7 protein-coding genes, 9 tRNA genes and 1 pseudogene are annotated in these 6285 nt (G+C 33.1%); 16 read left to right on the top strand and 1 reads right to left on the bottom strand.

Features of this window, described 5'->3' with window-relative positions; genetic code table 11:
- The first annotated feature begins 22 nt into the window (after nucleotides 1-22).
- From A3GU_RS0108145 to A3GU_RS0108105, 9 genes are all read left to right on the top strand, one after another.
- A tRNA-Glu gene (locus A3GU_RS0108145) sits at nucleotides 23-94 on the top strand.
- 7 nt (nucleotides 95-101) lie between these two features.
- Nucleotides 102-191 (top strand) — tRNA-Ser (locus A3GU_RS0108140).
- A gap of 9 nt (nucleotides 192-200) precedes the next feature.
- A tRNA-Met gene (locus A3GU_RS0108135) sits at nucleotides 201-274 on the top strand.
- Nucleotides 275-291: 17 nt separating this feature from the next.
- A tRNA-Phe gene (locus A3GU_RS0108130) sits at nucleotides 292-364 on the top strand.
- A gap of 17 nt (nucleotides 365-381) precedes the next feature.
- Nucleotides 382-462, top strand: a tRNA-Tyr gene (locus A3GU_RS0108125).
- 5 nt (nucleotides 463-467) lie between these two features.
- Nucleotides 468-538: transfer RNA gene (locus A3GU_RS0108120), tRNA-Trp, on the top strand.
- Between the two features lie 11 nt (nucleotides 539-549).
- Nucleotides 550-622: transfer RNA gene (locus tag A3GU_RS0108115), tRNA-His, on the top strand.
- Nucleotides 623-630: 8 nt separating this feature from the next.
- Nucleotides 631-702, top strand: a tRNA-Gln gene (locus A3GU_RS0108110).
- Nucleotides 703-723: 21 nt separating this feature from the next.
- Nucleotides 724-807 (top strand) — tRNA-Leu (locus A3GU_RS0108105).
- A gap of 96 nt (nucleotides 808-903) precedes the next feature.
- Here A3GU_RS0108105 and A3GU_RS10115 read toward each other — a convergent pair.
- A pseudogene (locus tag A3GU_RS10115) lies at nucleotides 904-2113 on the bottom strand (ISL3 family transposase); the annotation flags it as partial.
- A gap of 527 nt (nucleotides 2114-2640) precedes the next feature.
- On the opposite strand from A3GU_RS10115, the gene A3GU_RS0108095 reads away from it, so the two are divergent.
- The 7 genes from A3GU_RS0108095 to A3GU_RS0108070 all read left to right on the top strand — a co-directional run bounded on the left by A3GU_RS0108095 (nucleotide 2641) and on the right by A3GU_RS0108070 (nucleotide 6241).
- A complete protein-coding gene (locus tag A3GU_RS0108095; protein ID WP_018367044.1) occupies nucleotides 2641-3069 on the top strand; it encodes a hypothetical protein in 429 nt (142 codons plus the stop codon).
- A gap of 35 nt (nucleotides 3070-3104) precedes the next feature.
- Nucleotides 3105-3998, top strand: coding sequence for a hypothetical protein (locus A3GU_RS09785; protein WP_018367043.1), 894 nt, complete (start codon nucleotides 3105-3107; stop codon nucleotides 3996-3998).
- Nucleotides 3999-4082: 84 nt separating this feature from the next.
- The gene (locus A3GU_RS10530) at nucleotides 4083-4292 is read left to right on the top strand and encodes a hypothetical protein (protein ID WP_018367042.1); all 210 of its coding nucleotides are present in this window, start codon (nucleotides 4083-4085) and stop codon (nucleotides 4290-4292) included.
- 120 nt (nucleotides 4293-4412) lie between these two features.
- Entirely contained in the window at nucleotides 4413-4622 is a 210-nt protein-coding gene (locus tag A3GU_RS09780; protein WP_018367040.1) for a hypothetical protein, read from the top strand.
- A 4-nt stretch (nucleotides 4623-4626) separates the two neighbouring features.
- Entirely contained in the window at nucleotides 4627-4758 is a 132-nt protein-coding gene (locus tag A3GU_RS10610) for a hypothetical protein (protein ID WP_018367039.1), read from the top strand.
- 368 nt (nucleotides 4759-5126) lie between these two features.
- Nucleotides 5127-5666 carry a nucleotidyltransferase family protein gene (locus tag A3GU_RS0108075; RefSeq protein WP_026216495.1) on the top strand — a complete coding sequence of 180 codons (540 nt, stop codon included), beginning with the start codon at nucleotides 5127-5129 and terminating at the stop codon, nucleotides 5664-5666.
- Between the two features lie 128 nt (nucleotides 5667-5794).
- Nucleotides 5795-6241, top strand: coding sequence for an ASCH domain-containing protein (locus A3GU_RS0108070; protein ID WP_018367037.1), 447 nt, complete (start codon nucleotides 5795-5797; stop codon nucleotides 6239-6241).
- Nucleotides 6242-6285 lie beyond the last annotated feature (44 nt).

Here is a 6285-nt window from a genome sequence, read left to right as displayed (position 1 = left end):
CGTGCCCATTAAACTAAAATATGGTCCGTTGGTCAAGGGGTTAAGACACCGCCTTTTCACGGCGGTAACACGGGTTCGAATCCCGTACGGACTATATATTTGGAGGATTACCCAAGTCCGGCTGAAGGGAACGGTCTTGAAAACCGTCAGGCGTGTAAAAGCGTGCGTGGGTTCGAATCCCACATCCTCCTTTAAATTATCGCGGGATGGAGCAGCTAGGTAGCTCGTCGGGCTCATAACCCGAAGGTCGTAGGTTCAAATCCTGCTCCCGCAATATAAAGATATTAAGTTGGCTCGGTAGCTCAGTTGGTAGAGCAATGGATTGAAGCTCCATGTGTCGGCGGTTCGATTCCGTCTCGCGCCATTAACATTTTATAATATGGAAAGATAGCGAAGAGGCTAAACGCGGCGGACTGTAAATCCGCTCCTTCGGGTTCGGGGGTTCGAATCCCTCTCTTTCCATCATAACGGGCATAGTTTAAAGGTAGAACTAAGGTCTCCAAAACCTTCAGTGTGGGTTCGATTCCTACTGCCCGTGTTTGGAATATGGCGGGTGTGGTGAAGTGGTTAACACATCAGATTGTGGCTCTGACATTCGTGGGTTCGATTCCCATCACTCGCCTATTTTATTGGGGTATAGCCAAGCGGTAAGGCAAGGGACTTTGACTCCCTCATGCGTTGGTTCGAATCCAGCTACCCCAGTTTTAAATGAAAATTTGAAATGCCGGCGTGGCGGAATTGGCAGACGCGCTGGACTCAAAATCCAGTGTCCTCACGGACGTGCCGGTTCGACCCCGGCCGCCGGTATACTTTAAAAGACAAGGTTTCTAGATCTTGTCTTTTTTGTTTTTCTAATTGAAATATATTATGGCTCTTTGTCAACTGTAGTGGGTAGAGATCCTCACACCTGGAGAAGACCAAACAGGTCTTCTCTTTTTTGATGTTCAAAGCAATCAAAATTCGTTTTTTGAAGTTGTCAAAGTTCCGAAACCCGAAAGCATTACGCTTAAAGACTTTAATAAGGTTGTTAGTTGCCTCAAGTTTAGCATTCGAATAAGGAAGCTCTAGAGCATTAATTATCTTATCTTTGTCTTTTAAGAAAGTCCTAAAGACTGATATAAAGATTGGGTTAAGATGACTCATGCGTTCAGTAATCAAATCAAAGAAATGCTTCTCTTGTTTCTCTTGAAAATGGAAGAGTAAAAGTTGATAATGCTCCTTAAGTTCCTCAGAATAAGACAGTAATCTTTTAAGAATTTCTTGATTGGTTAAGTGCATTTGAAAAGCAGCATGATATTTGCGTTTGTCATTTAATTTTCTGCTGTCCAGTAGAATTAGTTTCCAGTAACGTTTTAAAGATCTATATTCAATAGTTTTTCGATCAAACCGGTTCATAATCTGAATGCGTAAACGATTCATAGCACGACTTAAGTTTTGCATGATATGAAAACGATCAAGTACAATTTTAGCCTTTGGAAATAACTTTTTAGCAATATCATAATAAGGACTAAACATATCCATCGTAATCACTTTGACCTTATTTCGAATAGTAGCTTGTGAACGCCCGTCAAGAATAGTAACGATACTACGGGAGTCAAAAACTTGAGCAATGAAGCTCGTTTTCCCTTTTTTAAAGCTATATTCATCCCAAGACATATGAGTTGGAAGTTTGTTTAAATCTGTTTTAAAAGTGAATTCTTTTAGCTTTCTGATAACTGTTGAAGTAGAAATGGCCAAACTTTTAGCAATAGAGGTCATTGATTCTTTTTTCATTAATTTTTGAGAAATTTTATGCTAAACAGGAGTTGAGATTTGATGGTTCTTCTTGACTAAGGAAGTTAGGGCGACAGTCATTTTCCCATAGTTATTACAACGAAAGCGTCTCTTTCTAACGAGTAAGAGTTTTAAATCCCGCACATTCTAAGTAGGGTATTTTAGATTCTTTTTGAAAGTCATATTTAGACATTTCAGACTTACAGTGANGACATTTAGGTGCATTATAATCAAGTTTAGCGATAATCTCTTTATGAGTTCCACAATCTGAGTAGTCTGAAATAGTGATATTAGGGTCTTTAATACCTAGAATGTTTGTGATAAAATTGAATTGTTCCATATGATACCTTTCTAATGTGAATTTCGTCGCTTTTCATTATAAGTCATATGGGATTTTTTGTGTGAAGGATTTGTGTAGAAAAAGCCCTATAATCTCTTTAGTGGATTTTACCCACTACAGAAATTATAGAGCCCTTTTTTGATTGAATCCTTAATGAAGTGATAGCGGTTTAATTTAATAAAGTATATAATGTCATTATACAAAGAGATAAAGTATGTCGTAAATTAATCACTAAATGGCGTATTTGAAACCATAAGTTGAACTTAGGAGGAAGTAAGTCTTCCTATTTTTATCAATTTCCTATTAAAGTTCTAGAATGATAATTGTAATACAAATGAATATATTTTAATTTAGATCTTGATATAGTGAGATTAAGATGGTAAAAGAACCCAGAGAAAAGATTTCGTAATATTTCGAATTTAGTTTATATAAGCTATAGTAAATTCAATGTAAAAAGTAGAATGAAATAAGGTATATAATATGGTTATTTATATATTATTTGATTTTATATTTAAGGAGTGGTTAGAATGAAAAAGAAAATATTGAGTTGTATCGTAATCATGATTTTATTAATTGGAGGAGGATTTGCAATGAAAAGTATTTTTAATGGGCAAGAAATGATAGAAAGCAAAAATAAACAGACAAGTGAGATCAATGTAAAAAAAGAAGAAAAAAGGATGGCGGAATATGTCAATAATCATTATAAAGGAATCAAAAAGATTGAGTTCATGAATTTTGATAAAAATTCCAGTACTGGAACTTGGTTAAGCGATGCAAAAATAAATAATCTATATATGGTTACTTTTAACTTGTTTGGAGAGGAAGGAGATATTGAAATTGATGAGCATATTTCTAAAAGTAATGGTAAGGAGCTCCAATTGAAAAAACAAACCACTAATGATAACAATCCTAAAATTGAAATAATATATAGTGAGGAAGTGAAAAATGACAACTGAGAAAGAGTATAATAGAATAGCAACCGTTGGTTATAATGTTGATTCACACAAAAAAAGAAATTCCTCTTGAACAAGGAGATAAAATCCTTAAAAAGTCTTATCAAGTACTAGTAACTGAAAACAATACCAACAACGGCATGCAAGCTATGGCTGTTGCTCCAATAGTAAATGGCAAACCTGATACGAGTCGAATTGTTATTGCTTATGCTGGAACAAACGATAAAGATAGAAATGATATTAATACTGATATACAATCTGTAATCGCAGGTGCAAGAAAGCTACAAAAACCTCGTAACGAGGTTGCAGATGGACAGGTGGAAACAGCATTAGATTTTGCAAAAGATATAAAGAAAAAATATCCAGATGCATCCATTTCTACAACTGGCCATTCTTTAGGCGAATACCTTGCAATGATTATCTCTGCAGAAAACCATTGGCCAAATACAGGATTTAATGGACCAGATGCATGGAATAATCTTTCCCCACAAGCAAAAAAATGGATACTTGCTAATTCGGAAAAGTTTAAGAATTTTAGGAACTGTGAGGATATTATTGGATTTATCAATGGCAATCAAATGAAAACGGGAATTTCAATTGATATGGGAATTGATGGCGATTATAGTAAAGCTAGTAAAGTTGTCCAAGAATATTTCAAACATCACGCCATTACCCAATGGAAATTTGATGAAAATGGCAATATCATTATCCCTAAAAATGGGAAAAATGCAGAGGCTGTATTAATTTACGAACAGAAAATAAAGCAAAATCAGTTTGAAGCTAGAAATAAAGAAATTAATAATTTACGAAAAAAGTTTCAAAAATCTGGGGAAGGACTTTCCTCAAATGAAAAGATATATTTGAATGATGTTCTTGCACTGAATATCATAACGACAGCTTCATCGGAATTTCATTCTTTATTAGGAAGTTGAGGTCAAATTTATAAAAATGGAATAAATGAGGCTGAGGAACTTTGGAATACAACCCTTGGTCAAGCCAGAACAATCGGAGCACATTTGAATGAGAATGACATAAAAGAAGCATTATCAAGTGTTGGCTTTACAGAGCAATCAGTAGTTAATAGCCAGAAAGAAAAGTTTTCTGAAAAACTGACAAAGGTAAATGAAATGACACATAAATTTGATGAACTTCAATCATCCATTCAATCAAGTATTAACAAGATGGTAGAAACTAATCAAACATTAGCAAAAGAAATATCTGCTTAAAGGGAGTTTATATGTCTAAAGAGGATGATATTATTTTTCACTATCAAAGAGAACGCATAAAATTAGAGCAAAAAGAAGATGAATTACATTTCATTTCTCAACGAGCAGGCAGTATGATTGATGATTTTTATTCTAAATTATGTCTTTTATGATAACACAGAAGCAGATATTGAAGCAAAAACATATGCATTAAGAAAAGGTCACATGATTTCAGCAGATTTTGAAGAGACTATTACACATGAACACGCATTACTCTCACAAGCCTTTGATGAATTAGAAAAGAATTACAAAAAAGATATGCAGGATCTATCTGAAGGTCAAAGGAAGTAAGGGGATGGGCTTATTAGATAAACAAGTTGAAAAACTAATCAAAGAGTTGGAAAAGGTAATGATTGAAGCGCTTGGGATGAAATTGTTAGCTATTAGTTATGACAACAAAGCAAAAATCAAAAAACGAGAAGAATAAGTTATTGAAACAGCACAAAATTTTATGAATAATAATACTAGCTCAATGGAAGGTGCTGTCAAAGGAAAATTGGGAACAAAAATAAAAGACTCACTAGAAAATCAAAAAAATAGCTTAAATGAATTGTAGAGGAATGATAATCATTTTAGCAGTGACTCTAAAATCTCAGAATAATTGATTTTTAAGTTAATTTCCAAAAACTAAACCTTGTGATAAACAAATTTTTTGAATTGTTACTAAAGACTTTGGTTGAAAAAAATGTTATAAACGAAATAATGATCAAGTATTTATAACTGCATTAATAAATACTATAGCCAGTAGAACAATCATAAAAAATCAAGACTGAGTAATTACTAATAGGAGTTAGAATGACAAAAATATATCAACTGATTTCTAATAACGCAGAAATTATGACTCTTCTATCATTGATACAATCTTTTAATTTGAAGGATAGCTGGCTATGTGCAGGAACATTAAGAAATTTTGTCTGGAATAGTCTCTCAGGTATTAATGAGACTTTAACATCAGATATCGATCTCGTTTTCTTCGATGAGAATTTATCCTACGAGGAGACAATAAAAATTGAGGAAGAAATAAAATTAAAATATCCTAAGTATGATTGGGAGGTCAAAAATGAATTCTACATGAATGTTCATTCTCCAAATAGTCCAAAATATATTAGCTCAAAAGATGCTATTTCAAAGTTTCCAGAAAAGTGTACAGCAATTGGTGCTCGTTTGAATAGTGATAACAAGCTTGAATTATTTTTACCATATGGTGAGGATGATATTTTAAACTTTATTGTTAGTCCAACACCTTATTTTTTGAATGATAAATTACGATATCACGTTTATTTAGATAGAGTAAATAAGAAAAATTGGGATAAGTATGGACAAATCTACACATAAAAAGACATTAATAAGTAGTAAAAAGTATAGCGAACTCTAAACTTTTTTGTTTTCAAAGAATTCGTAGTGTCAATAAAGATAATGTTAAGTAGAACATAATTAATTTAATTTTATAATAGGAGTTTGATATGAAAAACAGCAAAATTGAAGAATATTGGAAAAGTTTTACCTCTGAAAATAACATTGAACACAAAAAATATGAGGCTTGGCAATTTGGTTTTGATGCAGATCTTTTGGGCAATTTAGTACGTGATGGAATTAAAACGGCTACTGCAAGTGCACATATTTTTTATGAAATTGAGCAAGAAGAATTGCCGAAAGTCGGAGGCTATAATATTATATTAGACTCACAGGATAATCCACTTTGTATCACCAAAACGACTAAAGTATGCCTTATTCCATTTAATCAAGTCAGTAGTGAACATGCTTATAAAGAAGGTGAAGGTGACAGGTCATTAGAATACTGGAGAAAGGTACATCAAACATTCTTTACTAATGAGTTGAAAACAATAAATCTCAATTTTCAAGAAGATATGGAAGTGGTCTGTGAAGAATTTGAAATGGTTTATAAATAATATAAATGCTATCTAATATCAAAAAAAGGCATATCGAATTCTTA

Origin of the sequence: Streptococcus didelphis DSM 15616 (assembly GCF_000380005.1) — a bacterium.
GTDB classification, from domain to species: Bacteria; Bacillota; Bacilli; order Lactobacillales; family Streptococcaceae; genus Streptococcus; species Streptococcus didelphis.
This window is presented reverse-complemented; position numbering and strand designations above follow the sequence as displayed.

What these genes read in the sequence shown, in the direction of transcription:
- A3GU_RS10610 (WP_018367039.1), top strand. Translation starts at nt 4,627, where the DNA reads ATGGGCTTATTAGATAAACAAGTTGAAAAACTAATCAAAGAGTTGGAA.
- A3GU_RS0108075 (WP_026216495.1), top strand. Translation starts at nt 5,127, where the DNA reads ATGACAAAAATATATCAACTGATTTCTAATAACGCAGAAATTATGACT.
- A3GU_RS09785 (WP_018367043.1), top strand. Translation starts at nt 3,105, where the DNA reads ATGTTGATTCACACAAAAAAAGAAATTCCTCTTGAACAAGGAGATAAA.
- A3GU_RS09780 (WP_018367040.1), top strand. Translation starts at nt 4,413, where the DNA reads ATGATTTTTATTCTAAATTATGTCTTTTATGATAACACAGAAGCAGAT.
- A3GU_RS0108070 (WP_018367037.1), top strand. Translation starts at nt 5,795, where the DNA reads ATGAAAAACAGCAAAATTGAAGAATATTGGAAAAGTTTTACCTCTGAA.
- A3GU_RS0108095 (WP_018367044.1), top strand. Translation starts at nt 2,641, where the DNA reads ATGAAAAAGAAAATATTGAGTTGTATCGTAATCATGATTTTATTAATT.